A 25,685-nucleotide genomic window follows, 5' to 3' on the forward strand; every position below is an offset into this window, starting at 1 on the left:
AGAATCATAACCTGTATTTTGTTGCAACGCAGCTTTAGCCTCAGGATTATTTGTAGCTTCTGCAGGAGCTTCTGGCATATATTCTGAAAAGCGCTTTCTACCAGTATTCCAAGGAGCTACTACTATTGTATTTTTAATTTTTCCAATTTTAATCAGACTATCGATAGTTTCGTCTACTCCCCAATCAATACCAGTATACGATGTTTTAGGATTAAAAACATTTTGACCATCATGCATATATAATACCTTATACTTTTTATCTGAATTACTATCATAACCGTTAGGCAGAAAAACTTCTACATTTCTTGGAATTACATTTTTAGATTCGAAATTCTCATGAATGATAACTTTTCCATTTGTTTCATTAGGCGAATTTTGTGCAATTTCATGGCTTACAGTTGATTTTATTTTTACAGGTTCTTGTTTCCATGATATTGCTATAAGCAACGCGGTAATCAATAATAGGTGAGAGGATTTCATTTCTTTAGTTATAATGATTATAATAAAATATACAATTATTTTCTGAATATGGATGAAGTAAAAACTACGGGACTTTCAAAACCGTTTTTTCCAACAGTTGCTATTCCAAAAAAGTAATTGTCAATAACGATTCCGTTTAGAGTAAAGTTATCGATATTACCAACAAACCTGCTATAATCCCAAGTGGGTGATGTAGTGTCTCTCCAATAAATTTTATAACCTTTGATATTAGCATCATCAGATTTTTTCCATTTAAATTTTACCGAAGGTTCAACAATACCTCCAATTTTAACTTCTTTTGGTGCTGGGGGTGCCCATGCGATAGAAGCAAGATTTATAGCATTAACAGCAGTTAATTTTGCTGCATATTCAAAATTTACATGTTCTACTACATCGCCATAAGCAATACCGTTTTCTTTTCTAATATCTTGATGTTGTTGTGTATAGTTTTCATGAGCTTCCATAATTCTAATTCCAGCAAAACCAGCATCATTAAAAGGTCTATGATGGCCTCCACGTCCGAACCTATCTAAACGATAGATCATCATAGGATTCATCTCTGGCATATAGGTTTTGGTAGTTTTATGAATGTATCTAGCGAGTTGACGAGATATTCCATCTACTTCACCACCATAAAAACGTCTGTTTTTAACCATTTTTTCGCTATCCGTAAGATTTGTGGGTTCAGAGAAAATTCTGAAAGTTCGGTTATCGATAACACCATCTATTCCTTTGATATTACCAATCATATCATTATTCATAACTCCAACGATATTCCAGTTTTTCTTTTTAGCATAGTTAGCTAATCCTTTTCCACCAAACAGTCCTTGCTCTTCTCCTGATAATCCTACATAAATGATGCTACTTTCAAATTTGTATTTTGATAATACCCTTGCTGCTTCAATAGCTCCAGCCATTCCAGTTGCATTATCATTTGCTCCAGGTGCATCATCAGTGAAATTGTTAGGATCGGAAATTCGAGAATCAATATCACCACTCATTATAATGAAACGATTTGGATATTTAGTTCCTCGCTGTATGGCAACTACATTAACTACCATAACGTCTTTGGTAATTCGTTGATTTGTTCCTTTTTTAATGAGATCTTTTTGATAAAAGACTTCGAGACAGTTATTACAGTTTTTTGAAATAGTTTCAAATTCAGATTTAATCCATCTTCGGGCAGCACCGATACCTCTTGTATTAGAAACTGTATCGCTTAATGTATGTCGGGTTCCAAAACCTGCTAGTTTTTTAATGTCTATTTCTATTCTTTCCGAAGAAACAGCATCGATTATATCATATATTCTAGGGTCAGTTTGGGCGTTTGTTAAAATTGAAAATAGTAAGAGTGTTGAGGTAAGAAAAATCTTCATTTGTGTTTATTTGATCGCTCAATTTAAGTAAAAGCAATCATTGACTATTACTCCTTAACAAATTTATAAGACCATGAACTTTCAGCGTCTTGTAGTTGTAAAAGATAGATACCAGGCTGGAGATTTGCCACTGCAATCTTACCTGATGCCTGTCCAAAGGCTATTTTCTTACCGGTTAGATCGTAAATTGTATATGTATAGTTTCCATTAGAAGTAGAAAAGTTAATAACGTCTCTCACCGGATTCGGGTAAGTCATAGGAACGGTTTTTTCTTCATAATTATCAATCCCTAAAGTAGGATTGAATTCTGAAGCTCCAATATCAATTTCATCGATCACTCTTGGATTATTATGATAATCGGTAGAGCCATGAACGGGAATGATTCCATTAGGAGGGAAAATAGTATTCCAAAAAGGATCTGACCAATTGTCGATATTACTCTGTATAATTCCTTCGTCAATTACAGCATTAGAAGATGTTTGAATATCTAAATTACCATTTTCAGGATCTATAAAATTAGGATTTTGCGTTATCACTATACCTGGTAGAGCTCCAGAAACCGAAGTGCCCCACCAAACATTGGTTCCCCAAGTATTATTAATATTCGAATCTGGATTAAAATTTTCATAACAATCAGAAGTAGAAGCTTCCCCAAAGAAAATATTATTTGCCACACGACTATCTTTTACACGACTTTGAAATACTACTTCACTTCCCCAACCTTTATTTTTATAAAAAGAATTGTTATAAATGTATATTCTTACTGCATCACCGCCACCACCATTGGGATCATCTTCTGTAAAAGAATAACCACCAGTAATCACACCATTTTCTTTATTGTTATAGACAAAATTATTGATCATTAAGATATCTGATGTTTCTCTAAATTGATTTTCACTACCAAATTCAAAACCCAGATCATTTTCAGCAGATAGATTACTGTCAAAAATAATATTGCGACCACCATCTACATAAAAACCGCCTGCATTTCCTTCATTATTATTAATTCCAGATTCATACCATGGATTTGCTGGAACACCTAAAGATGGATTTCCAAAAATTGTATTTCGAATGGATCGATTCCCTTGTACAATGCCATTTCGGGCTTGGTTGTCATCTCCACAAGCACTACATACATCATCTTCGAAACCAATAAAATCAAATCCAATATTGTTATTGTCATGAACATAGTTATCAATGACTTTAAAGCCATTGATATTTCCATTTAAAGTAAAAACTTCACTTGATGAGGTGACACATTCATATACTTCGTTTCCTATTAATTCTATGTTTTGAATTCCCGCAACGGTATCTCCATAAACAGCAATTCCATTAGCTCCGGGACCACACCCACTTTCTTGAGTGCAGGAAGAAAAGTTTTTGATATCATGAATGGTGTTATTTTTTATAACCAAATTGCTGCAATTTCCTTCTACAAGGATACCAATGGGAGTACTATTATCATTATTTACAGGATTTGGAGTTTGATAGTTTTGTAGTTCAAAACCTTCTATATGAATGTGACTGGCTCCAGAAATTGTAAGTAAGCCTTTTCGACTTACTGGAGTTATCGTACTTCCATCAATAATAACATTTCCCATTGCATTTAATGTGATTGGATTATCAAGGGTTCCTGAATTATCAGATCCGCTAAAAGTTACAATTTCATTATAGGTTCCAGCTATTACATTCAAAATATCTCCGGGATTTAATTGATTGACTCCATATTGTATGGTTGCCCAAGGAGATGCTTGAGATCCGGTATTGGCATTACTTCCGGATGAAGTAGATACGTAATAAGTATTTTGTGCATATGTTAACAAAGAACATAGACAAAGCAGGCAATACAAATAGTTCTTCATAAAGTTTTGGGAATGAGATTATAGGTATAACGCCAAAATTTTAAGAAAAATTATAACCAATAAAGAGATTTATAAAAATCTATTTTCAAATGATTAAAATTGATAACTTGTTTTGTCCTTTTTTCTTTTATCCCATGCCAATACTTTTACTCCTTCAGCATAATGACAGCAATTAGGTTTATTTCTAAGTAAAGTTTGAAATCTGGGGTAATCAACATCTAATTTTTTAATATTGATTTCTTTTATATCCCATGCTAGATGATGAATTTCAAATTCATTAATTACTTTTTCGGTATCCTGGAAAAGTGCATATCGTTCGGTTAGCCACAGATCTAAATCTGTCTTGTTTTGTTTTTTATTAGCTATTTCATATTCAATACTCAAATTATCTTGGAATTCTGAGTTTCGAGATTCATATTTTCCTTTAGTTCGTTTAGTTTTTGAAAATCGATAGGGTAATTCAGAGATACCTTTAGCTATTTTACAAGATAAACGTTTTCCTCCTTCAATACTCAAAAAGTACACACCAGTTTTGTTGTTAGATTTTATATAAGTTCTAATATTAATTTCATCAAAATTAGAAATAGGAGGAAAGGAGGGTAACCCTTTGGGTCTGATCTTTTCCATAGTAAAAGCAACCAGAGAAACCCAAGGTTTTCCATCGAATAGATCAATTTCTAATTCTTTCGGTACGAATTGTTGTAAATCATCTAACGTTACTTCCCAATGAAGAAATATAGCATCATTCCACTCTTGATAGTATTTCCAACTTTCTTTAGGAAGTTTCCAAGGTCTGTGATCTATGGTATTTAATATATCCTTTACGTTCATTATTAGACAGGAATATCTATTACAATTGTTTTATAAAACTTAAGAGTCCAGACTTTGGAACAACTAATTCGACGATATCTTCATTAAAAGAGACCTCATTTTCATAGACAATTGTACCGAAGCAGTCTGATATTATCATTTTACCTTTGAAAGGAGTATTGACTTTCAGAAAGACACTATTAGTAGATTTTGCATTGATAATATCCAATTTTTCAATACTACTATCTAAAGAAATAGGAATATCTTCATACAAAGTTGTTATTTGATACCTATCTTTTATAGCTGTCAAGAACGGATAATTGGATACAGGACTAGAAGGGATAAAATCTCCATCTAATAGTATTTCTCGATTTTTATTCCAATAAGAAAACCAATGTCGAATCATTTTTAAATGTTCTTCGGGGACTTCTTCTAACTTTACTGACAATTGCGGAACACTATACAGGATATTTAGAATTTGTAAAGCTGCAACTTCTGGAGTTTCTTCATTTCTCCAAATAAACATATCACTATGAACAGCAGTGTTTTGTGAAAGTATACGGAGATTAGTTACTTCCAGACGATTGGCAACCGCGTTGTTAGGAGCATCGACTCCTCTAAACATATTACCATATTTTCTCATAATTGGACCAATATATGGTTGTCTAAACTCAATTAAAATATTTGGTTTTAATAAGGATAATCTCGCCATGATGTCGGTCATAAGTCTTTCTGTGGCATCACTTACACTTGCAAAATCTCGTCCGTCTTCTTTGGTTAGTTTAGTATCTGATTTTGCTACAAACCAACCAATAAAATCTAATTTAAAACCATCTACATTCCATTCTTTTAAAGCTTTTTCATAAGTGTTTATAATGTGTTCTCTTGTTTCGGGATAACGGGGATCTAGCACATATGTTCCTTGGCTTTCCCAATAGCGAAGATATTTACCCTGAAAATTTGGGAATGCTTTGGATTTCTCTCCAATAAAAGGAAGTGAGTACCATAGTATAAATTTCATTCCTTGTTCATGGACTGCTTCTACAAATTTTTTCATTTCTGGAATTCTATCAGGAGTCCAATCTCCTGTATAGGCATAGCCACGATTATTGTCATTAGTTTGCCATCCATCATCAATGATAACTGCTTCGCAGCCTAGTGATTTTGCAATTTTACATTCATTAATGATAGCTTCTGCAGAAATATTTTGATGGTAACTGTACCAAGTTGAATACATAGGTTTTTTAGCTTCATCTGGTACAAACATTGGTTTGTAATTTGGATTTTGTGCCCACCAAGTGGCCACACTATTTACCGTTTCATGAAAAGGAAGTTTTCTAGTGTCTATTCTTAATGTAATACTATAAGATGTGGTTTTCGGCATCCTATCCTCGAATAAACGAATGGTAGGATAAAAATGTACATCTTCCTCCTTTAAATATGATTCTATTGTAGATTTATTTAAAGCATCAGACAGTGCAATCGTAATTCGATTGTCTAATTGATTATTGTAAAAACATAATATTGGAGCATTACTAGATATTCTTGAAGAAACGCTACTCCTGTAATAATTTACTTTGTCCACAGCAGTTGTAGTATTCCAATATCCATTTATATCAATAGAAGGAAAATTAAATTTAATATCAACTGGCTGTAAGCTTGATGGGGTGTCAGATAGAAAAGTAAAGGTTATCAAATGGACTCCTTCTGTTTTAGAAGATATTTTTTTACTAACCGAAAAATCACCTAATTCACCATCGATTTTAATACTATCTAAATTGATAGATAAAGGCGTTACCGGGTTCTCTTTAGGTATCTTGTATGTTAATGAAGTATCTTGATTGTTACAGGATAAAAAATGAAAGATTGAGCAAAATGCTACGATTCTTGTAATACTGTGAATATTCATTTTAGACAGTTTGTTGAGATTTGTGTGTTTATTGAGATGAGAATAGGAGTTAAATATAGTTATTTATGATGTTTGTTTTTAGAAGTACTATATCAATCTTAAAATATGAAATTGAAATAAATCTATAGAAAGAATATTGAACCTGCAAATTGGGCTTTTCTTATTTGACTGTTTGTAAAGCAAAATAATGCTTAGGTATTTAAATGATAACTAGAGTTTATGTATTCAGAAAGTTTTTGATCTTTATGCTTTTCTGAACTACAATAAACTCTAATTATAATCATTAATGCTAAATGAAACGATCGTCTAAACTACATTTGTGAAAATCTTATTTACAATTTTCCAATCATGATCAACTTTTGTAAGGGATAAATAATCATAATAGTTATACCCTAACATTGGAACACGAAGTTTCACCATAGCAATATTGCCTAGAATGTCAATTCCAATGGTTTTCATTTGAAACGTCTCTTCTAACTCGTTTGGACTTTGTCTGTTTTTGACACCATCTATATATTCTTCCCTACTTTTTTTATAAGGAACTCCATTGATGTCACCGTAAATGATTGCATCATTATTAAAACAAGATGAAAGTTTATCTGCATCTCCGTGAAAGATGCCTTCAAAATACTTCGTAATCACCTTTTCTATTTCATTGATATTATCTTTATACATAATTCTATAGTTTTAGATTGTGTGTCCAATAGTGTGACCTCCGGCAACATTAATAGTCTCACCAGTAATAAAATCGGATGTAGCCAAATAATAGGCAGCCTCTGCTATTTCATTAGCTTCACCAATACGATTTAATAAGTGTAGACCTGCTAAACTATCCGCATCTTCAACCCCCATTTTTCCTTGTAGCGGACTTCTAATAATTCCAGGAGCGATTGTGTTTACCTTGATATTATTCTTACCAAATTCTGCAGCTAATTGTCTGGTTAATGAATGTATGGCTCCTTTACTAGTGATGGGAGCTGTTGCAGGAAAACCTGCAATAGCATGTTCTACCAAAACAGTTCCGATATTAATAATAGAACCGTTTTGTTGTTTTATCATTTCCGGGATTGCCGCCTGCGTTGCGAAATACGTTCCTTTGAGATTGATATTCCAATACAATTCTAAGTCTTCTTCTTTAACATCTAAAAATGATTTTGGCGCAAATACACCCGCATTATTGATAAGAACGTCTACTGATCCAAATGCTTCATTAGCCCAATGAACTAACTCTTTTCCTGTGTTTTGTTTGCTAATATCTCCAGCAAAATAGATTGCATTTGTTGGTGAGCCGAGTGCTTCATAAGCATTCTTTAAATTATCTTCATTCGAAGAGTTCATAACAACGTTGCTTTCTTTTTCTATAAAAAATGAGGCAATAGCTTTACCTATTCCAGTTGAGGCTCCTGTTATAATTACTGTTTTGTTTTTCATGATTTAAATTTGGATGAATTTGAATATTGTTTTGCATCGTATCCCCAATTATCGATAGGGACTTCGTCAATGACCACATGAGTGGTTTTAGGGCTTTTGTTTAACACGTCTACAACTAATTGGGTAGCTCCTTCGATTAGTTGACGCTTTTGCTCTTTAGTTACCTTTTCGTCGGTAACCTTAATATTGATGTAAGGCATCTGTTATACTTTTAAATTTATAGGACAAAGTTCTGGCGAATCTTGAGGATCTTTAAGGATGTAGATCACTACTTTGATGTGATATAGATCACATTTTTGATCATGAATAGATGTAGCTTTATCAAATCAAATATGAATGAAAAGACCTCCTTGAATGTTTTTCAAATGATAATGGTAGTTAAGAGTTAAAAACCCTTTTAGAAATTGATTTTTAGAAAAGAATCTTCGAATTCCCAGTTCGAGGTAATTAATGTTTTGTTTTTCATCATTCAACTCTATATCTGCATAGGCGCTATAACATTCTGAAATAGGAATAATAGATGATAGTGATGTAACCTCTTTGTATCGTGTTAGTATAAGGTTATGGGTATTGTCTTCCCATTTTAAGGCAAAAAATAAGTTTTCGTTTTCTAAATAAGAAGAAATAGCAAGTTGTTTATAAGACAGCTTTATATGATTAGCTACAGTACTATTATGTTTGAATACGCCATAAGATACTTTTAGATTCTCATTAATTCTGTAATTGATTTTTATTCCGGTTCTTCCACCAAGAATGTTACTTTCAGAATTTGTTTCTACTTGACTTTGCCAGGTTGTTGGATTTGGACGAAGTTCGGTAGTAGGAGTAGCCATTAATCCTAGATGAATTGTAATATTCTTATTTGGATTATAAATAGCTTCATAGCTTTTGAAAAATTGAAGTTGATGTCTTTCAGTTTGTTTGAAAACTCCAAAAGTTCTTATTCCAAGCTTTTTGGGAATTAATGAGAAATATACTCTAGTTCCAATTTGTGCGGAAGATACGTTTTGATAGTTTTCATGACTGAGAAGCTCAGTATTGGTTAAGAGGCCAGCATAGAGTTTGTCAATTCTGGCCTCTTTGGTAATAGTTATGTTTTCAATTTGAGCTTGAACAATAGTGGTAAATATAAGCCCAGCTAGAAAAATCAGGTTTTGAATATTTAGTATGCTTTTAGTAAATAACATTTTCAATTGAATARAATCAACCTGTTACTTGAATACATATTTTCCACTACCTGTAAAGAAAATTGCGATTGCGCCAAATAAGTAAAAAGCCTGTAATTCTATTGCCCAACCACCGAACTGATTTAATGCAAAAATTTCACCTGCATGCGTTGTTAAAATAGCTACCAGCATGGTAAATGCTATGAACAAACTTGCTAAGCGTGTTTTATAGCCTATTATAATCAATATTGGAGCTACAATTTCACCTATAAATGCTCCATAAGCCATAAATGATGGTAATCCGGATTGGAGCATCATACTTTTTATGAATTCATATCCACTTAATAAATTACCTATTCCATGAAGTATTAGAAGCCCTGCTACTAATACTCTTAAAATTAGAATTCCTAAATCTGTTTTTTTTTCGATTGTTTTCATCTTTATAGTATTTAGTTTTGATACTACAAAGTTCAATTGAATCACTCAGGATCAGAAGGATGTATATCACTACTTTAAAGTGATGTAGATCACTTTATTTGATCGTAGAGTTTTGATTTTTAGGAAAGATGTACTTAAGAATCAAGTCGACTTAAAGTCTCTCTGGAGACTCCTAAATAAGAAGCAATTAGTTTTTTAGGGACACGTTGAAATAATTGAGGATATTGTTCTAGCAAAAGATCATAACGTTCTTTGGCGGAATTTTTTAAGAGTGAAAGAATTCTTTTTTGAAGTGCAATCCGTCCAAATTTGCTCTTTTTGGCCCAAAAACGTTCCATTTTATGCATTTGCATCGTGAGTTTATCTCTATTTTCAAAAGAAATATATAATAGCTCGCAATCTTCTAAGCAGTCAATATATATTTTTGAAGGTGTTTGTTTTACGAAGGATTCATAATCTGTAATCCACCAATGTTCCATAGCAAAACGAAGGATATGTTCTTTGCCATTCTCATTCAGAAAATAGCTTTTCACACAACCTTTAGTGATCCAATATTCTTTATTAACCACTTCTCCCTCTTGTACTAAGTACTGATGCTTCCGTTTTTTAGTAACCTCAAAATGACTCAAAACAAAATCAAACTCTTCGTCAGTTAATTGAACTATTTCTTCAATATGTTGTCGTAGAGGATGCATTGTTGTATTATTAGAAGTCATTACTTATTTTGTTATTTTATAATGTTATAAAAAAGTGACTTTAGCTATTTTCCCATTTTCTACTTCATAAATTGCGACTGCTTTAATCTTTTCTCCATTTATAAGCACCAACTCTTCATCTATCACTTTGTTACCATAAACAATTCTATTTGTTATGTCACAATGTAAATCTGGTGTATTTTCAAAAAATGGAGCATATCCTTTTTTTAAATTTTCTTTTCCTTCATAGCTTAATTTATTAGGATAATAATACACTTTTACATTTTCTGAAAATGTAGCAGTAAAAGCATCAATATCTCTAGAGTTATAAGCATCCAGCTGTTGCTGGACAATATGTTCAGGAGAGATGTCTGAAACTAATGTGAGCAAGGAGTTTATGGAGTTTGTAGCTATTCGCGTAATATTTCCAATTTCAGGATCTGAAAAAGTATGGAAAGCGCTCCAGCGATTATCCGTTTTCGGATTAAATTTATAGATAATATTCCCTTTTGGCATTAAGATAGTTCCGTTGAGTAACCAGCACATGTCTTCAGCTCCTGGAATGGTATTAGTGATTTTCTTTGTTTCTCCAGAGATGGGATCCAATGATTTTATTTCCCATTGTTCATTTTCTTTACTGACATAACTGATAAGATTAGTATTGGGAATTTTATGAAGAGATCTACCTATCTTTTTTTGAAATGTAGTATTTTTTTTATTCTCTAAATTAGAAACTACTAATGATAAACCTTTATCTTCTAAAACAGAAGAAACTATAATGTCTTTGTTGTACCAGCAATGATAACCAACCACTAGATTTTCTAACAAAACTTTCGGGTTACCTGTTTTAAAATCATATTGATATAACAATTGTTTTCCTGTAGTATCTAATCGAATGGAAGAAATGGCTTTTTGATTCGGAATCTTAATTGGAGAGTATTCACTTCCTTGTAATGTACTAGATATCCATTCAGTTTTATTATCTCTAATGTTGTATTTGGCAATGTCCGTTTGCCCAGCTTTAGTAGAAGCATATAAAACGATATTATCATTATAAAAAGAGGGCTGATTGTCATAACCTTTATTATTCGATATGTTTCGTTTATTACTGATTTTTAATTCATTCTTATCCGAAGAAATATCAAATAGATAAACTTCTGTATCAGTTTGAGCAGCGCAGAAAAAAAATTGAAATAATACGATAAATAAGAGATAGTTTCGCATGGATTTTGTTTTCTAAAATACAGGTTAATATCAAGTATTTTCTTAAGTATATGTTAAGAGTTTTTAAGAGGATAATTACAAGCGTAGCTTGATCTCTTACTTGAAACCCATAATTTATAGATGTTAATTTTTTCGTTTTATTGTTTTCTTAACATCTATTGAAATTTTAATGTTTAATATTGGCTTTTTAAGAAACTACAGGGAATATTTTTTAAAAATTATACTAATTAACTAACAAATTTTTGGTATTTATTGTTTTACTCTTACCATTGTAAAAGGGGTAAAATATTTTAAATATCACACATGTTATATGGGTTTCCGACAAGGTTTTAACTGGTAATATCCATTATGATGGACAGGTTTATTATAACGTAAAACTTAAATATAACCTTGAAACTGATGAATTATTAGTGACACTTAAACCAGGCGCGGAGTTTTCTATTTTAAAATTAATAACCGATAAAGTGGATCAATTCACTATTGATGAGTATTCATTTAAAAGAATTGATGGTTTTCTTGAAAATAATATTTTAAAGAACGGTTTTCATCAAATATTACTTGAGAATACTTCATATTCCTTGTTAAAACGAAATAGGAAAGTAAGACGAAAAAGAATAGGAGGTCCTGGAGATAGTAAATTGTATTTTGAATTTGTAAGTAACGATACCTACGTTTTATTTGCAGATGGTTATTACAGACGAATAAAGACCAAAGGTGATATTATAAAGTCATATCCAAAACTAAAAAAGGCAATTAATCAGTTTTATATTCAAAATAGAAACCTTAAAAAGTCAAACCCGGATAAATTTATGCAAAGATTGTTCGAAAGTATTATTAAAGAATCACACCCATTAAAAGATATATAAACAGATGAGAAAATATTTTACTTTGTTTTTCTTCTTATTTGTTTTCAAAAGTTGGGCTCAGAAAGAAGAACCTTTAATTTCACTGTCTTTTACAAATTCGGATGTAATCTCTGTGTTAGAAAAAATTGAAGAAAAAACTGATTATCGTTTTTATTTTGTTGATTCTTGGTTAAAAGATCAAGATAATGTATCTGGTGAATATAAAGACTCTACAATTACTAAGGTTTTAGAAAAGTTATTTGAGAATACGGTTATTACCTTTTATTTTACTGAAGATAAGAGAATCATACTTGCACCAAATACTATCATCTATGATGAATTGCCGCAAGGTTTTTTTGGTGCATTTGAGAAAGATACATTGATCGTAGAGACACGGAAGAAGACCAAAATTGTATCTCCGATTTTTACATCTATTAATCAAAGTTCCAAAAAAGATAAAATAGAAACCATAACGATTGGTAAAGCTGTTAGAGATAATTCAAAGCAAGAATTTAAGTTTTATGGCTACTTAAAAAATGTACAGACTGGCAAACCATTAGTAAATGCAATTGTTATCGTAAATGGTAATAATGTTGGAGCTGAAAGTAATGATCAAGGATATTTTGAAACAGAATTAGCAGCTGGAGCAAGTATCGTGGAGATTAATGCTTTTGGGATGGAACCTTTTAAAAAGCGAGTAGTTATCTATAATGACGGTAGATATGATGTATCACTTCGTGAAAAAATAGAATTTTTGGATGAAGTTGTTTTGAGTACTGAAGCAAATAGTAATGTAGAAGAAGTGGTAACGAAAACTAAAATTGATGTAAAAGAATCTAAAAATATTCCTTTAGCACTTGGAGAAAGGGATGTTCTTAAGGTGGCAACTACCTTACCAGGAATTACAACAGCAGGAGAAGGAGCCGCTGGATATAATGTGCGAGGAGGAAAATCGGATCAAAACTTGATACTATTAGACGATGCTGTCATTTATTATCCTCAACATTTTTTCGGAATTTTTTCGGCCTTAAATCCTTTTGCATTGGGAGATGTTAATATCTATAAGAATAACATTCCAGCACAATATGGAGGTAGATTATCATCAGTATTTGACCTTACTACAAAAGATGGAGGATTAGATGGATTTAAAGGCGAAGCTTCTATCGGTCCAGTTACTGGAAATGTTCTCATAGAAGCACCAATTGTAAAAGATAAAGCAGGGGTAATGCTAGGTGGAAGAGGTGCATATGCGAATTGGGTTTTACGTTCTCTAGATGAAGAATCATTGAATGATAGCGAAGCTTCCTTCTATGATGTTATAGCAAAATATAATCATCAGATTTCTAAAAAAACAAAAATAGAAGCATCAGCATATTTGAGTAGAGATGATTTTAGTATCACCTCAGATTCCTTGTATATATACAATAACAGGGCATTTTCATTGAGATTAAATCATCGTTTTAATGAAAAAAATAAAGCGAAATTAGCCTTATCGAATAGTCAGTATAAATTTAATATTGAGTTTGATGGTCAATCTAATGATGATTTTGAATTGGGGTATGATATCAATGAAACCGAACTTAAACTTCAACTGGATTATTTTTACAATAGTAAACTAAAATTTGACTATGGTATTGCTAGTAAATTGTATACTGTAAATCCAGGAAATATTGATCCAATAGGAGAAGAATCTAATATACAAGCACTATCACTGGAAAAAGAACGAGGATTAGAATCTGCAGCATTTTTAACAGCGAAAATAGATCTTACTAAAAAGTTAACTTTAGACGCAGGAATCCGATATTCTATCTACAACTTTTTAGGAGAAGGAACACAAAATATATATCAAGAAGGAGTACCAAGAAGCGAAGAAACCCTTTTAGAAACCTTGTCTTTTGATAAAAATGAAGTGATAGAGACTTATGGAGGTCCAGAGTATAGAATAGCAGGAAGATATTTGCTAGGAACAGATTTTTCTTTAAAAGCATCTTACAATAAAACTTTTCAATTTATTCATACACTTTCTAATAATACTACGATTTCACCAATTGATACATGGAAGCTTTCTGATCTTAATATCGAACCTCAAAGTTCACAACAATACGCTTTAGGTGCTTACAAAAATTTTGAAGGAGGTACCTATGAATTAAGTGTGGAAGGATTTTATAAAGAATCAAAAAATATCGTTGATTTTAAAACGGGTGCAGAAATTTTACTTAATGAAAATATAGAAACCGAAGTTTTGCAAGGAAATGGGAAATCATACGGAGTTGAATTTTTATTGAAGAAAAAGAAAGGAAAACTTTATGGATGGTTAGGATATACATATTCTCGTTCTTTTATACAATTGGATAGTGATTTTAGAGAAGAACGAGTTAATGGAGGAGAATTCTTTCCTTCAAATTTTGATAAACCTCATGATTTTAGTTTAGTAGCCAACTATAGATTTACTAAACGCTTTAGTTTAGCAACTAATTTTGTTTATCAAACAGGTCGTCCTGTAACATTTCCTGTTGGTAGTTTTACGTTTAATGGGTCGGATTTTACAGTATTTAGTGATAGAAACAAGTTTAGAATTCCGGATTTTTATCGATTAGATCTTGGATTTAATATTGAAGGAAATCACAAAAAGAATAAAGTAGGACATAGTTTTTGGACTATCTCTATATACAATGTTTTAGGACGTAATAATCCGTTCTCTGTATTTTTTGTGACAGAAGAAGGAGAAGTAAAAGCTTTGCAGACTTCCATTTTTTCTGTTCCTGTACCTTCTATTACTTATAATTTTAAATTTTAGAAACATGGAACTTTATACTAGATTTAGGGGAATTATGATAAAAGTTAGATTTGTATTAGTGTTCTGTATTTTAAGTTTGATTTCTAGCTGTGTGGATCCTTTTGAAATTGAAACTGAAAATTTTGAAAATATTTTAGTTATTAATGCTACAATTACGAATGAATTAAAAACTCAAGAAGTACTATTAACAAGAACTTTCAAATTTGAAGATGATGGTCCTCAATCAGAAACGGGAGCAACTGTTAGAATAATAGACGATGCTAATTTTGAGTATACTTTTGAAGAAAGTGATTCAGGGGTTTATCGTTCTACACAAGAGTTTGCCGCCACGTCGGGAAGAACTTATAGAATGTCTATCCAAACGGCTGATGGAAGATCGTATATTTCAGACGTAGTAACATTACCTCAAGAAACATCCATTGACAATGTATATCCACAAAGAGTATCCAATGATGATGGAGTTGAAGGCTTAGGTATATTTGTAGATACATTTGATCCTACTGGAAACTCACAATACTATCGTTACGAATTTGAAGAAACCTATAGAATAGTAGCTCCGTTATGGTATCAATTTGATTTGGTAGTAACGGATAGAACAGAAGATTTTTTTGTATTTGGTGTGGAAGATAGATCTGAAGATGGCACGGTTTGCTTTAAGACAGAAGTATCTAATAATATCAATATAGCCAATACCACATTTCTTGAAGAAGATCGAATAACTGGTTTACAGGTGAATTTTATGCCGGCAAACGATATTCGAATTGCAGATAGATATAGCATATTAGTTAGACAATATGTACAATCAAGAGATGCCAATGGTTTTTACGAGATACTAAGCAGTTTTTCAGAATCAGAAAGTTTATTTTCACAAATACAACCTGGATTTATAACAGGTAATATTGTTTCAGAAACTAATCCAGATGAAAAAGTCTTAGGGTTCTTTGATGTTTCTTCTGTTTCAGAACAACGTATTTTTGTGAATCGTAATGATTTTTTAGCTGATTTGCCAGTATTCGAATTAGATTGTGAACTTGTGGTACCAGAGCAAGGGCTGGATGACTTAATAACTTTTCATCAAAGAGTAGAAGGTTTTATAAATAGTAGTGCGGTTAGCTATTTTCCAAATGCACCGATTCAAATTGATCAACCTATAAATGTATTTTCTTTTATACCAAGAGTTTGTGGAGATTGTAGGGTAATTGGAAAAGTTAGTGTTCCAGATTTTTGGGTAGATTGATTTCAGTAAAGAATCAGTAAAAACGAAAAAAAAATTAAATTTTAGAAACATGGAATGTCATATTAGATTTATGGAAATTAGGATGAGAATCAAAATTGTAATGATATTCTGTGTTTTAGGTTTGGCTTCCAGTTGTGTAGATCCTTTTGAAATTGAAACGGAGAATTTTGAAAATATTTTAGTTATTAATGCTACGATTACCAATGAGTTAAAAACTCAAGAAGTACTATTAACAAGAACTTTTAAATTTGAAGATGATGGTCCTCAATCAGAAACAGGAGCAACTGTTAAAATAATAGATGACACTAATTTTGAGTATGTTTTTCAAGAGAGTGAACCAGGTATTTATCTTTCTACACAAGAGTTTGCTGCCAGGTCTGGTAGAACCTATAGAATGTCTATCCAAACAGCTGATGGAAGATCCTATATTTCAGACGTAGTAACTTTACCTCAAGAAACATCTATTGAAAACCTATATGCACAAAGAGTATTTAATGATGATGGAGTTGAAGGGTTAGGGATATTTGTGGATACTTTTGATCCTACTGGAAATTCACAATACTATCGTTACGAATTTGAAGAAACCTACAGAATAGCAGCTCCCTTATGGTATCAATTTGATATAGTAGTAACTGGTAGGACAGAAGATTTTTTGATATTTGGTCTGGTAGATAGACCAGAAGAAGGCAAGGTTTGCTATAAGACAGAAGTATCTAATAATATTAATATATCCAATACCACATTTCTTGAAGAAGATCGAATTACTGGATTGCAGGTTAATTTTATGCCAGCGGAAGATATACGAATAGCGGATAGATATAGTATATTGGTTAGACAATATGTACAATCAAGAGATGCCAATGGTTTTTATGAAATATTAAGTAGTTTTTCGGAATCAGAGAGTTTGTTTTCACAAATACAACCAGGGTTTATAACAGGTAATATTGTTTCTGAAACTAACCCAGATGAAAAGGTATTAGGTTTCTTTGATGTTTCTTCTGTTTCGGAACAACGAATTTTTGTCAATCGTAATGATCTTTTAGCTGATTTACCAGTATTTGAATTAGATTGTGAACTGATAATACCAGACCCAGGTATGGATGACTTAATTACCTTTCATGAGAGGGTAGAAGGTTTTATAAACAGTAATACGGTAAGGTATTTTCCCAATGAACCAATTCCAATAGATGCACCATTGGATGTTTTTGCTTTTGTTCCTAGAGCTTGTGGAGATTGTACGGCTATCGGGAAAAGTATGGCACCTGATTTTTGGGTAGATTAATTGAAACAAAAGATTAGTAAATAGGTTAAAAATTAAATATAAATTATAGTTGTGAGAATATTAGTAACTCTAGGGATCTTGTTTTTGATAACTTTCAGTGCTCAGGCACAACGAAAGACCGTTTTACAAACAAATAAGGATGTTTATGGCTATAATTTAATTCCTCAGGAGAACATATTTATACATTATAATTCATCATTGTTATTTTCTGGTGAATATTTTTATTATCGTGTTTATTGCCTGAATACAAAAAGTAACGAATTAAGTGATATCAGTAAGATAGCTTATTTATTACTTTTGGATGAAGATGAAAAACCTGTTTTTACCCATAAAATAAAGCTGGAAAATGGTTTGGGGCAAGGAGATTTTTTCTTGCCGGTTTCAATTCCTTCCGGAAATTATAAATTGGTGGGATACACACAATGGATGCTAAATAAAGAATCTCACTTTTTTCAGGCAGATATTAGCATATTGAACCCTTATCAAGGAAATCAAGACAAAATTCTTACCGATGATATCTCTGATAGTACTTTAGTCAATTTACAAGCTCAGAAAGCAAAAAAAACTAAAGTGGCAGAGTTAACAAGTAGTAAAAGTAGATCAAAATTGAAATTATCTACAGATGCTGGAGCTTATAGAAAAAGAAGTTTGGTAAAGCTTAATGTAGAAGCTGCAACAATAGATACCGAAGGAGGAAATTATTCTATCTCCATAAGAAAAACAGATACTTTTAACAAAGCACAACCTCAAAGTACTACAGCTTTCCATGCCTCTTCTAATACGAACATTCAAAATATAAGTAAAGAAGCGGGTGCTTCCGTTTTTTTACCTGAAATGAGAGGGGAACTAATTTATGGAAAGATTGTACCCAAAGAAGATACTAGTTCAGTTTCTAGAAAATCTATAGGATTGTCAATTCCGGGTAAAGCAAGTGATATGAAAGTGGTTTTAACTGATGATTTAGGGAATTTTTTATTTACTGTAAATGATAGAGATGACAGAGACGAAGTTTTGATTCATGTATTAGGAAAAGATAAAGACAACTATACAGTACAAATTTTTGAAATACCAGAAATTCAAAATTTGGATTTGCAGTTTCATCAATTCAAAATTTCTCCAGCATTACAAAAGAAGATAATAAAAAGAAGTGTTMATAATCAGATAAGTAATGTTTTTTATAGTCTGAAACCTGATACTTTGCGTACTGTAGCGAATACGACACCATTTTATGGATCTGATATGAAAACGTATCATCTTGATGATTACACTAGATTTGGAACTGTTCGAGAGACGATCGTTGAGGTTGTAGAAAATGTATGGACTAAGAAAGATAAAAATGGGAATGAAGTTTTTGCAGTTAGAGCCTATGATCCAACCTTGAAAAATCAAGATGAGTTACCTTTGTTAATTGTAGATGGGATTTTTATTCAGGAACATGATCGTATTATAGACTATGATGCGAGAAAGATCAAAAGTATTAGTTTTATTCAGGATCGATATTATCTAGGATCTCGAGTTTTTGAAGGCGTAGTAATCATTGAGACAATAGAAGGAGATTATTTAGATTCTGCTAATAATCTTTCTACGACTACACTACTACCTTTACAAATAGGTAAAAAGTATTTTAAACAGCGTTATGATAGTACTACTTCTTATGATAGAATTCCGGATTATAGGCATCAATTATTATGGAAACCAAATCTAACTATTTCTAGTGGAACTTATCATACTGAATTCTACACTTCGGATATTGTTGGAGATTTTGAGATATGTTTAGAAGGGTTTGATAAAAAAGGAGAACCTGTTTCCATAAAGAAAATGATTACTGTCGAATAATAACTTTACTTATTTTCTGGAAGCATAGAGACCTATAATTGGTCCAATTCCAAGAAAAAGAAATACAAACATAGGATCTATAGCATTCACAAGATAAGAAAGTAGTTGAATACTAATGATCGTAATGGCAAAACCAATACAGTTTACTATAGTAAGGCCTGTTCCTCTAAGTTCTGGAGGGGCTGCGCCAGCTACCATCGTAGAGAATTGTGGAGAATCGGCTATAACTACCATTCCCCAAAAACATAACAATCCTAAAAATATTTCTGGAGGTAATTGAAAGAGTAGAGGAGACAAAAGACAAAAAAGTCCTGAAATGATGAGCGAATATCGAGCTACTTTTCTACTTCCTGTTTTTAAAGATATATAGCCTCCTATTACACATGAAATAAAACCAATAGCGATTATAATAAAAGACCAAAACGATATTGGAATTCCGATTCTATGATTTTCTACATAAGTCTTTAAAAGGACAGGAACAAAACCCCAGAAAGCATAGAGTTCCCACATATGACCAAAATATCCAAAAGCGGCTTTTCTAAAGCTAATAATCCCGAAAAGCTCAGTGATTACTCCTAATTGCAATTTTGAAACAGGCTTTCTATAAGGACCGTTTGGAATACAAAAATAGATCAATAAGCCTCCAATTAGTGCTAATAAGCTTGTCGATTGTATGACAACTTTGTAATCGCTGTTCCACGAAAGTTCTTTTAATAAATGTGGCAATGCAGTTCCTAAAACCAAAGCGCCGACTAAATAACCTAATGCCTTGCCCAATCCGTCTTTGTAATAGTCTGATGCTATTTTCATTCCAACAGGATAAATTCCTGCAAGGAAAAAACCTGTTCCAAAACGTGCGGTTAGTACATTTAAAACGGTAATATTAGGAATCAATAGTGCGATATTGCAGAGAGCTCCAAGAATAGCAGAAATCATAAAAACCTTGGAAGGAGAAAATCTATCAACTAGTGTGAAAAGAGCAAAGGTCAAAGTGCCAATAATAAAACCAAATTGTACGGTAGATAATAAATATCCAAGTATATTAAACCCTACGTTAAATTGTGCTGCAAAATCATCAATCACAGCATTTCCTGCAAACCATAATGATGTACAGAAAAACTGAGCAATAATAATAACAGGAAGTATATAGAATTTTGGTTTCAGAATATATAATTTATAGGTTAATTAAGTTCTTGTAATAATTCATGAACTTGATTCGTGTCTTCGACATAAAATTTAGCAATTGTTTTCTTTAATCCTACTTTTATCGTGCATGATGAGGAAGGCAACTCTTTAAACATATATTCGTCTGTCCAATCATCTCCAATGGCAAAAATAAAATCATAATTTTTTTCCACTAACATTTTGCAAGCTGATTTTCCTTTATTTATTCCGCTTACTTTTATTTCTAACACTTTGTCACCTTCTAAGATTTCAAGATTATGATTAGCAATTAGATGTTGGATAGTGGTTTTTAGCTCCATAGATCTTAATTTTCCAAGATCAGGATCCACATTTCTGAAATGCCAGGCTAAAGAGTAATTCTTTTCTTCTATTAGAGAACCTGGTGTCCTGTCAGTAAAAGACTCTAATACTGGTGCTATAGACTCAAACCAATCATTATTTACACGTTCTAATAGTTCCCAATCTTTGTTGCTTTCTTTTAACCAAGCTCCATGTTCGGTAATTAAAGTATACTCTTTATCTCCAAACCATTTGTTAAATGTAAACTTATCTCGTCCCGTTATCAATATAACCTTGTTTCGTGAATCTTGATGAAGCTTATCTAAAATATCAAATATTTTTTGAGTGGGTTTAGCATTTTCGGGGATTTTCTCAAAAGGAGCTAAAGTTCCATCATAATCAATAAATAAGATTCTATTTTTAGCAGTACCAAAATCCGCTAATACATCCTTCTTAAGTTCTGGAGTCAATTTCTTTAAGGAGTATTTCTTAGCAGTAGTTTTTGTGTTTTCTAGAGACTCCATGAAATCATTAGCCCATTTCTCTACATTATATCTTTTTAATCTCTTTTGTAATGCTGTATTTCTTTTTATCTGTTCTTCTTCAGGCATCTCTAAAGCAAATTTTAAAGTATCTGCTATTTCTTCGAAATTATTTGGATTTATAATTAATGCTTCACTCATTTCTTTAGAAGCTCCTGTCATTTCGCTCAAAATGAGAACCCCTTTTTTATCTACTCTAGATGCGATATATTCTTTGGCTACTAGATTCATTCCATCTCTTATGGGAGTTAGTAAAGCAACCTCACTAGAAGTATATAAATCAATTAAGTTTTCAAAGGGCATAGAACGATAAAAATACCAAATCGGAGTCCAGCTAACCTCAGAAAATTTACCATTAATTCTACCTACAAGTTGATCAATCTCGTTTTTAAGTAATTGATATTGTGGAACGTTGGATCTTGAAGGTACTGCAAGCATAACCAATCTTGCTTTTCCTTTAAATTGTGGGTATTTGTCTAAAAAATATTCAAAAGCTCTTAATCTATTAGCGATTCCTTTGGTATAATCAAGTCGATCAATAGATAAAATCAGTTTTGCTCGATCTCCATCCGCTAGATGTTCATCTATTTTTTGTTGTATTTCTGTCTGGTCCTTTTTTTCTTTCTCATTATGTAGGGTAGCAGCATCGTGAAATTTTTGGTAGTCAATACCCATCGGAAATGAATCCACCTTAACGATTCTGTTATCCAATTGCACATTGTTAAAGTTAATTTCTAATCCTAGAATTCTTTGCGCAGAACTTAGAAAATGACGTTCATAGTCATATGTATGAAACCCAATAAGATCAGAGCCTAAAAGCCCTTTTAGTATTTCTTTTCTGCAAGGAATAGTTCTAAAAACTTCGTACGAAGGAAATGGGATATGCAAAAAGAATCCAATGGTTACATTAGGTTTCTTTTTGCGAATCATTTCTGGTAATAACAATAATTGATAATCGTGTACCCAGATAGTATCATTTTCGTCAAGGTTTTCTATAACTACATCTGCAAATTTTTGATTTACAGACTGATAGGTTTTCCAGCTTTCTTTTTCAAATTGGGTATATTCCATAAAATAATGGAATAGTGGCCATAAGGTATTATTACTAAATCCATAATAAAACCCATCGATCTCTGAAGAAGTTAATGGAACCCCAACACATTGATGTTTTTCTAATGCATTTTGTACTAGAATTCTTTTTTTATCGTCTAATTGTTCCTCATTCAGACCACTCCAACCTATCCAAATACTATCACTTCCAGAATGAACAGACTTCATTCCTGTTGCTAATCCTCCAACACTTGGTATTGTATTGATCGAATTATTATCAATTTCTAATTGTAAAGGGAGTCGATTTGAGATTATGATAGTTTTGCTCATAAAGCGTGGCGAAAGTTGGTTGACTAATTTTGAATTATTAAATTTCGGTTCAGTGAATAAAGGTACGTTTATTTAAAAGAACTAGGAACTATATGAATAATTTGGACTACGGAATTATTGGAAATTGTAAAAGCGCAGCTTTAATTTCAAAAAATGGAGCTATCGATTGGTGTTGTCTCCCAAATTTTGATTCATCATCAGTTTTTGCAAAAATTTTGGATGAAAAAAAAGGAGGTACTTTTGAAATTTTAGTTAGCGATGATTACACTATTTCTCAGAAATATATTGTAAAAACAAATATTCTAGTTACTGAATTTAATAATGGTACAGATGTTTTTGAGAGTATCGACTTTATGCCTAGATATCAGAATGAAGATGGTTCTTATCATGCGCCTGCGGATATCATTCGTTATATTAAGTTAATTTCAGGAAAGCCAACTTTTAGAATAAAATATGACCCAAAGTTGGAATATGCAAAAGAAGATACCTACTCCAAAACAACTAAAAACTATATTAAGAGCATTACTGATAAGGATAAGTATGATACTTTATATCTATACTCTGATTTAGATTTAGAAAATATCCTAAATTCTGAAGAGATTACACTAACAGGTAATGCGTATTTCTTGATAAGCTATCATGAAAAGATCCTAAAGCAATCATTAGAACTTTGTTATCTTAAATTACAAAGAACTAGAGTGTACTGGATGGATTGGAGTGAAAAAACAACATCTTATGGTTTATATAATCAAGAAATTCTTAGAAGTGCTTTAGTGCTTAAATTATTAAGTTATGAAAAATCGGGAGCAGTATTAGCTGCTGCAACGACTTCGCTTCCAGAAACAATAGGAGAAGTGCGTAACTGGGATTATCGTTTTTGTTGGATAAGAGATGCTTCTATGGTAATCAAGGTAATTTCGGATCTTGGTCATAAGCAAGTGGCGCAACGTTTTCTTCGATTTATAATTGATATCATTCCTGATAAAGATGAGAAGATTCAGATTATGTATGGAATTAATGGAGAAAAAGATCTAACTGAAAAGACACTTGATCATCTTAGTGGTTATAAAGATTCTAGTCCAGTAAGAATTGGAAATGCTGCCTTTCATCAAAAACAAAATGACATTTATGGTATCTTAATGAATGTGATTTATCAGCAGTTTGTAAAATTTGATGCACCAGTGGATGATAGCGAAAGTTTATGGACCATAAGTAAAAGTATAGTGCATATTGTAAATGTGAACTGGGAAAAACCTGATAAAGGTATTTGGGAATTCAGGACGGAAGAAAGACACTTTACATTTTCGAAATTATTATGCTGGGTAGCAGTAGATAGAGCTATAAAAATAGGTGAGTTAATCGGTAAAACTGATAATAATCAAAGATGGTCGAAGTTAAGAGATCGAATTTATCAAGATATTTATGAAAATGCTTGGAATGAAGATGTACAAGCGTATACACAGTCTTATGGATCATCTGATCTCGATGCTTCTACTTTATTGATGGAATCGTATGGATTTATTGAGGCTAAAGATCCAAGATTTGTGAATACGGTAAAGGCTACAGAGCGTGAATTGTGTAATGATGGTTTACTATATCGATATAAGAATAAGGATGATTTTGGACTACCGTCTTCCTCTTTTACTATTTGTAGTTTCTGGTTTATAAATAGTTTAAATAAAATAGGAGAGAAGGAGAAAGCACGAAAAATGTTTGATCAACTACTTTCTTATAGTAATCATTTAGGACTGTTTAGTGAGGATATTGATTTTAAATCAAAAATGTTATTAGGTAATTTTCCTCAGGCATACTCTCATCTTGCTTTGATTGAAACAGCAGTTAACTTTGCAGAAAATGAAAGTGATGCTTAAAATTAAGGACAAATACAAGAAGAATAAGCTTCTTGTATTTGTTATATAAATTCATTCAGTTAATCTACCAAAACGATGGTTCCAAAAATATCTGCATTGATCCAGCCTTGATTTTTATCTTCTCCTGGAACAAAAACAGATCCCATAAAATTTTCTCTTTCTTTACTGGCATCATTATCATTGTAAGCAATGGCAAAACCTAGTTTTTGATCTTTTGATAATATTACTGGATCGTTAGCTTTTCCTTCTTCATAGGTGTCATCATACACAATCATTTCGAACTCCCAAACGGTAACATCTTCATTTGTTTTACGTTTCATTTTTACATGATTGTTATACAATTGCGGATTTTTATTAGCATCTAGATCAATTACATTTCCATCTAATGCTACATGATATGCAAATGCGTTGTTATTGTATTGATGTTCTCCTCCAGAGTTATCGGCATCAATAAAAATTTCTACACAATCATCATCCCACCAAAGTTTTAGTGGATCTTTATATTGGTCATACAAAACATCATCTTTTATCTCTACTAGAATGTATAGTGCTTCTGGAGTCCATGCCATTTTATAACGTCCAAAAAAATCTTTTACGTCAGGAAATTCACCTATCCAGTTTTGATCCATAGGATACCATTTTGTTTGATTCCATATTGGGTCATTCATATCACCATCTACGTTAGGAGTAATCTCAGCCTTCTTTACATTTCTAAGTTGGTGATCCTTTTTTTCTTTCTTTTCAATTGTTGCAGGTTGTTCTTTTGTGTCGGCAAGATTTTTTTCCGGATTTTTATTTTCTTGATTTTTACAAGAGATCGTTAAGATTAAGGATAATAAGAAGACTAGTTTTTTCACAAGAATGCTATTTATGGTTATTAAATTAAAATATTAACAGATTGGAAAGATATTAAAAACATTAACTCCTTTTTGGTGAATATTTAAAAGTTAAGATTTTGTAAAGTTACTTCTCTGAAATCCCCGAGTTTTAATTCATACAAAAAAGCGGTCGTTTTAATCAAACGACCGCTTTCTGACTAA

The 25,685-nt window shown here is 31.9% G+C and carries 21 protein-coding genes; 6 read left to right on the forward strand and 15 right to left on the reverse strand.

All coding sequences use genetic code 11. The annotated features are described in order from the left end of the window. From GBO31_RS09330 to GBO31_RS09385, 12 genes are all read right to left on the reverse strand, one after another. A partial coding sequence (locus tag GBO31_RS09330) for an alpha/beta hydrolase-fold protein (RefSeq protein WP_246615827.1) occupies window positions 1–480 on the reverse strand: 480 nt, incomplete at its 3' end. A 35-nt stretch (window positions 481–515) separates the two neighbouring features. Further along, entirely contained in the window at window positions 516–1,856 is a 1,341-nt protein-coding gene (locus GBO31_RS09335; RefSeq protein ID WP_219008069.1) for a M28 family metallopeptidase, read from the reverse strand. A gap of 47 nt (window positions 1,857–1,903) precedes the next feature. Then, window positions 1,904–3,718: a T9SS type A sorting domain-containing protein gene (locus GBO31_RS09340; protein WP_219008070.1), complete on the reverse strand. Its 1,815-nt coding sequence runs from the start codon at window positions 3,716–3,718 to the stop codon at window positions 1,904–1,906. A 93-nt stretch (window positions 3,719–3,811) separates the two neighbouring features. Then, window positions 3,812–4,549, reverse strand: coding sequence for a YqjF family protein (locus GBO31_RS09345; RefSeq protein ID WP_219008071.1), 738 nt, complete (start codon window positions 4,547–4,549; stop codon window positions 3,812–3,814). Between the two features lie 19 nt (window positions 4,550–4,568). Next, complete coding sequence (locus tag GBO31_RS09350) at window positions 4,569–6,437, reverse strand: glycoside hydrolase family 36 protein (RefSeq protein WP_219008072.1); 1,869 nt, start codon at window positions 6,435–6,437, stop codon at window positions 4,569–4,571. A gap of 306 nt (window positions 6,438–6,743) precedes the next feature. Then, window positions 6,744–7,112 carry a nuclear transport factor 2 family protein gene (locus GBO31_RS09355; protein ID WP_219008073.1) on the reverse strand — a complete coding sequence of 123 codons (369 nt, stop codon included), beginning with the start codon at window positions 7,110–7,112 and terminating at the stop codon, window positions 6,744–6,746. A 12-nt stretch (window positions 7,113–7,124) separates the two neighbouring features. Next, a complete protein-coding gene (locus tag GBO31_RS09360; protein WP_219008074.1) occupies window positions 7,125–7,868 on the reverse strand; it encodes an SDR family NAD(P)-dependent oxidoreductase in 744 nt (247 codons plus the stop codon). After that, the gene (locus tag GBO31_RS09365) at window positions 7,865–8,068 is read right to left on the reverse strand and encodes a tautomerase family protein (RefSeq protein WP_219008075.1); all 204 of its coding nucleotides are present in this window, start codon (window positions 8,066–8,068) and stop codon (window positions 7,865–7,867) included. The genes GBO31_RS09360 and GBO31_RS09365 overlap by 4 nt, the downstream gene beginning before the upstream one ends. A gap of 126 nt (window positions 8,069–8,194) precedes the next feature. Then, entirely contained in the window at window positions 8,195–9,055 is an 861-nt protein-coding gene (locus GBO31_RS09370; RefSeq protein ID WP_219008076.1) for a hypothetical protein, read from the reverse strand. Window positions 9,056–9,079: 24 nt separating this feature from the next. Next, a complete protein-coding gene (locus GBO31_RS09375) occupies window positions 9,080–9,472 on the reverse strand; it encodes a DoxX family protein (RefSeq protein WP_246615828.1) in 393 nt (130 codons plus the stop codon). A gap of 134 nt (window positions 9,473–9,606) precedes the next feature. Beyond that, window positions 9,607–10,188, reverse strand: coding sequence for a Crp/Fnr family transcriptional regulator (locus GBO31_RS09380; RefSeq protein WP_246615829.1), 582 nt, complete (start codon window positions 10,186–10,188; stop codon window positions 9,607–9,609). A gap of 24 nt (window positions 10,189–10,212) precedes the next feature. Then, window positions 10,213–11,391 carry a nuclear transport factor 2 family protein gene (locus GBO31_RS09385; protein WP_219008077.1) on the reverse strand — a complete coding sequence of 393 codons (1,179 nt, stop codon included), beginning with the start codon at window positions 11,389–11,391 and terminating at the stop codon, window positions 10,213–10,215. Window positions 11,392–11,801: 410 nt separating this feature from the next. On the opposite strand from GBO31_RS09385, the gene GBO31_RS09390 reads away from it, so the two are divergent. The 5 genes from GBO31_RS09390 (at window position 11,802) to GBO31_RS09410 (ending at window position 19,388) form a co-directional block, all read left to right on the forward strand. Next, a complete protein-coding gene (locus GBO31_RS09390; protein WP_219008078.1) occupies window positions 11,802–12,257 on the forward strand; it encodes a hypothetical protein in 456 nt (151 codons plus the stop codon). A 4-nt stretch (window positions 12,258–12,261) separates the two neighbouring features. Next, window positions 12,262–15,033, forward strand: a complete 2,772-nt coding sequence (locus tag GBO31_RS09395) for a TonB-dependent receptor (RefSeq protein ID WP_219008079.1) — start codon at window positions 12,262–12,264, stop codon at window positions 15,031–15,033. A gap of 4 nt (window positions 15,034–15,037) precedes the next feature. Further along, window positions 15,038–16,270, forward strand: a complete 1,233-nt coding sequence (locus tag GBO31_RS09400) for a DUF4249 domain-containing protein (RefSeq protein WP_219008080.1) — start codon at window positions 15,038–15,040, stop codon at window positions 16,268–16,270. Window positions 16,271–16,352: 82 nt separating this feature from the next. Next, entirely contained in the window at window positions 16,353–17,552 is a 1,200-nt protein-coding gene (locus GBO31_RS09405; protein ID WP_219008081.1) for a DUF4249 domain-containing protein, read from the forward strand. A 51-nt stretch (window positions 17,553–17,603) separates the two neighbouring features. After that, on the forward strand, window positions 17,604–19,388 hold the full coding sequence (locus GBO31_RS09410; protein WP_219008082.1) for a hypothetical protein: 1,785 nt from the start codon (window positions 17,604–17,606) through the stop codon (window positions 19,386–19,388). A gap of 9 nt (window positions 19,389–19,397) precedes the next feature. Here the strand turns inward: GBO31_RS09410 and GBO31_RS09415 are convergent, their stop codons facing one another. Together GBO31_RS09415 and GBO31_RS09420 are read right to left on the reverse strand one after the other, a co-directional pair. Beyond that, entirely contained in the window at window positions 19,398–20,555 is a 1,158-nt protein-coding gene (locus GBO31_RS09415) for an MFS transporter (protein ID WP_343211300.1), read from the reverse strand. Window positions 20,556–20,569: 14 nt separating this feature from the next. Then, entirely contained in the window at window positions 20,570–22,774 is a 2,205-nt protein-coding gene (locus GBO31_RS09420) for a bifunctional alpha,alpha-trehalose-phosphate synthase (UDP-forming)/trehalose-phosphatase (protein ID WP_219008083.1), read from the reverse strand. Between the two features lie 92 nt (window positions 22,775–22,866). On the opposite strand from GBO31_RS09420, the gene GBO31_RS09425 reads away from it, so the two are divergent. Continuing rightward, on the forward strand, window positions 22,867–24,645 hold the full coding sequence (locus tag GBO31_RS09425) for a glycoside hydrolase family 15 protein (RefSeq protein WP_219008084.1): 1,779 nt from the start codon (window positions 22,867–22,869) through the stop codon (window positions 24,643–24,645). A gap of 59 nt (window positions 24,646–24,704) precedes the next feature. Here GBO31_RS09425 and GBO31_RS09430 read toward each other — a convergent pair whose 3' ends face one another. Further along, on the reverse strand, window positions 24,705–25,502 hold the full coding sequence (locus GBO31_RS09430) for a CBM9 family sugar-binding protein (RefSeq protein WP_219008085.1): 798 nt from the start codon (window positions 25,500–25,502) through the stop codon (window positions 24,705–24,707). Window positions 25,503–25,685 lie beyond the last annotated feature (183 nt).

This window comes from Aquimarina litoralis (assembly GCF_019295435.1).
GTDB classification, from domain to species: domain Bacteria; phylum Bacteroidota; class Bacteroidia; order Flavobacteriales; family Flavobacteriaceae; genus Aquimarina; species Aquimarina litoralis_A.

Bases quoted from the DNA above. Each gene is read 5' to 3' on its own strand.
- GBO31_RS09335 (WP_219008069.1), bottom strand. From the start codon at position 1,856: ATGAAGATTTTTCTTACCTCAACACTCTTACTATTTTCAATTTTAACA.
- GBO31_RS09395 (WP_219008079.1), top strand. From the start codon at position 12,262: ATGAGAAAATATTTTACTTTGTTTTTCTTCTTATTTGTTTTCAAAAGT.
- GBO31_RS09425 (WP_219008084.1), top strand. From the start codon at position 22,867: ATGAATAATTTGGACTACGGAATTATTGGAAATTGTAAAAGCGCAGCT.
- GBO31_RS09380 (WP_246615829.1), bottom strand. From the start codon at position 10,188: ATGACTTCTAATAATACAACAATGCATCCTCTACGACAACATATTGAA.
- GBO31_RS09405 (WP_219008081.1), top strand. From the start codon at position 16,353: ATGAGAATCAAAATTGTAATGATATTCTGTGTTTTAGGTTTGGCTTCC.
- GBO31_RS09400 (WP_219008080.1), top strand. From the start codon at position 15,038: ATGGAACTTTATACTAGATTTAGGGGAATTATGATAAAAGTTAGATTT.
- GBO31_RS09350 (WP_219008072.1), bottom strand. From the start codon at position 6,437: ATGAATATTCACAGTATTACAAGAATCGTAGCATTTTGCTCAATCTTT.
- GBO31_RS09370 (WP_219008076.1), bottom strand. From the start codon at position 9,055: ATGTTATTTACTAAAAGCATACTAAATATTCAAAACCTGATTTTTCTA.
- GBO31_RS09340 (WP_219008070.1), bottom strand. From the start codon at position 3,718: ATGAAGAACTATTTGTATTGCCTGCTTTGTCTATGTTCTTTGTTAACA.
- GBO31_RS09420 (WP_219008083.1), bottom strand. From the start codon at position 22,774: ATGAGCAAAACTATCATAATCTCAAATCGACTCCCTTTACAATTAGAA.
- GBO31_RS09375 (WP_246615828.1), bottom strand. From the start codon at position 9,472: ATGAAAACAATCGAAAAAAAAACAGATTTAGGAATTCTAATTTTAAGA.
- GBO31_RS09365 (WP_219008075.1), bottom strand. From the start codon at position 8,068: ATGCCTTACATCAATATTAAGGTTACCGACGAAAAGGTAACTAAAGAG.
- GBO31_RS09355 (WP_219008073.1), bottom strand. From the start codon at position 7,112: ATGTATAAAGATAATATCAATGAAATAGAAAAGGTGATTACGAAGTAT.
- GBO31_RS09345 (WP_219008071.1), bottom strand. From the start codon at position 4,549: ATGAACGTAAAGGATATATTAAATACCATAGATCACAGACCTTGGAAA.
- GBO31_RS09385 (WP_219008077.1), bottom strand. From the start codon at position 11,391: ATGCGAAACTATCTCTTATTTATCGTATTATTTCAATTTTTTTTCTGC.
- GBO31_RS09360 (WP_219008074.1), bottom strand. From the start codon at position 7,868: ATGAAAAACAAAACAGTAATTATAACAGGAGCCTCAACTGGAATAGGT.